Origin of the sequence: Bacteroides sp. NSJ-39, assembly GCF_014287315.1 — a bacterium.
Lineage (GTDB): Bacteria > Bacteroidota > Bacteroidia > Bacteroidales > Bacteroidaceae > Bacteroides > Bacteroides finegoldii.
Genome location: NZ_JACOOB010000049.1, coordinates 1 through 3,123, shown reverse-complemented (window position 1 = coordinate 3,123; position 3,123 = coordinate 1). Strand labels below are relative to the sequence as shown.

Here is a 3,123-nt window from a genome sequence, read left to right as displayed (position 1 = left end):
CCCTTGTGGGGTTTTCCCCTCCGGTTAGCGGTTGTTAATGGGCATTTTAAACACTTGCCCAGTCGCTTGCCAAAGCGACATTCGTCAAATTCCCTTTACGGGCGCACCAGATACTCTTCTGCACTGACCTCGGTGGCATAGACCGCCGACTGTGTGCCTCCCAAGCCTATCCACACCTCCTTGTAGAGCCGTGAAGGGTTGTTCGCCATGTTGATGGAGAGTATCTGTCCCTTCTCCTTTTCCGTCAGTCCGAGCAACGCCTGTATCTGGTCGAACTTGTTCATGTACTTGCGCTGGTCGAGAAGTATCTTGCAGTCGGAGTTGTTGATGATGCTCTCCTTGACCACCGGAGAACTGATGATGTCGTCCACCTCCTGCGTCACCACGATTGCCTCGCCGTAATATTTTCTGACCGTCTTGTACATATAACGTAGGTATTCAGCCATGTTTGCCGAAGAGAGGGCCTTCCAAGCCTCCTCCACGATAAGCTGTTTCCGCACCCCTTTCAGCCGCCGCATCTTGTTGATGAAGGCTTCCATGATGATGATAGTCACGACGGGGAACAGTTCGCGGTTCTCTTTTATACTGTCAATCTCGAAGACGATGAACCGCTTGCCGAGCAGATCGATGTTCTCCGTAGAGTTGAGCAGGAAGTCGTAACGTCCGCCCCGGTAATACTGCCGCATGGTGGTGAGCATGTTGTCGATGTTGAAGTCGGACTTCTCCACCTTGATGTCGCGCTGCGCCAGTTCCGTGCGGTAGTCGTCGCGCATATACTCGTAGAAAGTGTTGAACGACGGCACGATGCTACGGTCGGATTGGATACGCTCGATGTAGGCACTCACGGCACTGCCCAGTTCGCCGCTCTCCGTCTTCGTCACCTTGTCGTCCTCCGATTTCCAGAGCGTAAGAAGCAGGGTCTTGATGCTGTCCTTCTTCTCCACATCGAAGATGTAATCATCGGTGTAGAACGGGTTGAATGATATGGGCTTCTCTTCCGTGTAGGTGAAATACACGCCGTCCACTCCGCCTGTCTTGCGCCGGATCATGCCGCACAAGCCCTGATAGGAGTTTCCCGTGTCCACCAATACCACATGTGCGCCTTGCTCATAATATTGGCGCACGAGGTGGTTCATGAAGAACGACTTGCCGCTGCCCGAAGGACCCAGCACGAACTTGTTGCGGTTCGTGGTGATACCCCGCTTCATCGGAAGGTCGCTGATGTCGAGGTGCAGCGGTTTCCCTGTGAGCCTGTCCACCATCTTGATGCCGAAGGGCGAGAGCGAGCTGCGGTAGTTAGTTTCCTCCGTGAACAGGCACACCGCCTGTTCGATGAAAGTGTGGAAACTCTCTTCCGCCGGAAAGTCCGCCGCATTGCCGGGTATCGCCGCCCAGTAGAGTGTAGGGCAGTCGATGGTGTTGTGGCGCGGCACGCACTCCATGCTTGCCAGCTGGCTGCCCACGTCGTTCCTTATGTGCTTCAGTTCCTCCGCGTCGTCGCTCCACGCCATGACGTTGAAGTGCGCCCGTACCGAGGTCAGCCCGTAGGACCGGGCTTCGTTCAGGTATTGGTCTATCCACTCGCGGTTGATGCTGTTGCTCCTTGAATAGCGTGAGAGCGACTGCATGTTACGGGCGGACTTCTCGAACTTCTGCAAGGCTTCCTCGCTGTTATTTATCAGCACATACTGGTTGTAGATATGGTTGCAGGAGAGCAGCAGCCCCACCGGGGAGGCGAAGGAGAGGCGGCAGTCGCTCCGGTCGGTGGAGAGCTTCTCGTAACGGGTTTCGGTAGCCACCTTGCCCGGCAGGTCTTCCGCGTCGGAGAGGGTGTGCAGACACAGGCGGTTGTCGCCGATGCGCATCTCCCTTGCCGAAAGTTCGATGTCCTGCAAGGTGATGTCACCTTCCGGCATGAGCGAGAAGTAGCGTTCTACCAGCCCCGCCTTACCCTCCGTCCCCACAATCTCGTCGGTGGAGAGGCGGCGCAACCTGACAAGCCCGCTGTCGTTCATGATACGCTCGAACTGTTCGCAGGCTTCCATGAACTTGGTCGTGGTTTCCCTGTCCAGCTCTTTCGGGATGATGTGCCCTCGGCACAGCGTGCTGAAGTTGCTCTGCATCCGGCTACGCTCCTTCGTCGTCTTGGTCAGGTAGAGGTAGCAGGTGTGTTTCAGGTACGGACGCTCGTTGAAGTGACGCTCGAAGCTCCGTGAGAGGAAACTCATGTCGTCCTTCTGAAGCTCCGGCTTGTAGCGTTCCTTGATAAACCAATCCTGCTTGTGAACGACGGAGTAGTCCGGCAGCACCTTGATCGCCTTGCACCAGCAGCTGTGTATTGCCTCGTACTCCGCGCCCGTCACGGTGTAAAGCTCCGGCAGCTCCACCTCAAAAGCCACCGTGATGTCGGCGTCCTTTGAGATGATGCAGCCATGCTCCACCGCAAGCAGGGGAAACTTGTTTTCCAGTGTTGTCATTTTCGATGTATTCCTCATTGTCTTTCTTCCTTTCGTTGCCGTTTGAACAGCCGGGTTATCCGCCGCCGGTTGATAAGGTATCGGGGATGGCTCCGTGCCGCGCCTAATTTCATCAGCCCGTGTTCACCGTACCGGGCGTTCAGCGCGAAGGTCTGCCACACAAGGAGGGAGGACGATGCCGCGCCGAAGCCGATACATACCCACTGGTCGATACCGACCATGTAGAGGATGACGAACAGGACGAAGAGAGCCAGCAGACCTCCGCAGAAGATGAAGAGGTACTGTGCCTTCAAGCCCTTGAACTCTACCGGACGGCCGATACCCTTGTTTACCGGGTATTCAGCCATACATTATTACATTAAAGGAAGAATGAGCGCAGGATGGTGGCGGCTACAATCAGGAAGATACACGCGCCGAACCAGCTTGCTGCTGTTTTTGAGGTGTCGGGGTCACCCGATGAGAATTTTCCGTACACTTTCACGCCCCCGATAAGCCCGACGACCGCGCCGATGGCGTATATCAGTTTAGTGTCGAGTAGGTCAGCCCCATTGCTGGGGCTTTCCCCTCTAAGAACCGTGCATGAGAGTTTCCCCTCACACGGCTCAAGCAACGCATTGCCATTCTTACTGAAGGAATAGTTCTGCCT

At 55.7% G+C, this 3,123-nt stretch carries 3 protein-coding genes; all 3 read right to left on the bottom strand.

The window, feature by feature from the left end; translation table 11 throughout:
• Positions 1 to 95: 95 nt before the first annotated feature.
• From H8S63_RS19615 to H8S63_RS19605, 3 genes are read right to left on the bottom strand one after another with little or no spacing between them, the layout of a single operon-like run.
• Complete coding sequence (locus H8S63_RS19615; RefSeq protein WP_186927684.1) at positions 96 to 2,495, bottom strand: TraG family conjugative transposon ATPase; 2,400 nt, start codon at positions 2,493 to 2,495, stop codon at positions 96 to 98.
• Positions 2,492 to 2,824: a DUF4133 domain-containing protein gene (locus H8S63_RS19610; protein WP_007653962.1), complete on the bottom strand. Its 333-nt coding sequence runs from the start codon at positions 2,822 to 2,824 to the stop codon at positions 2,492 to 2,494. The genes H8S63_RS19615 and H8S63_RS19610 overlap by 4 nt, the downstream gene beginning before the upstream one ends.
• Before the next feature lie 11 nt (positions 2,825 to 2,835).
• The gene (locus H8S63_RS19605) at positions 2,836 to 3,087 is read right to left on the bottom strand and encodes a DUF4134 domain-containing protein (RefSeq protein WP_255467635.1); all 252 of its coding nucleotides are present in this window, start codon (positions 3,085 to 3,087) and stop codon (positions 2,836 to 2,838) included.
• Positions 3,088 to 3,123: the final 36 nt, after the last annotated feature.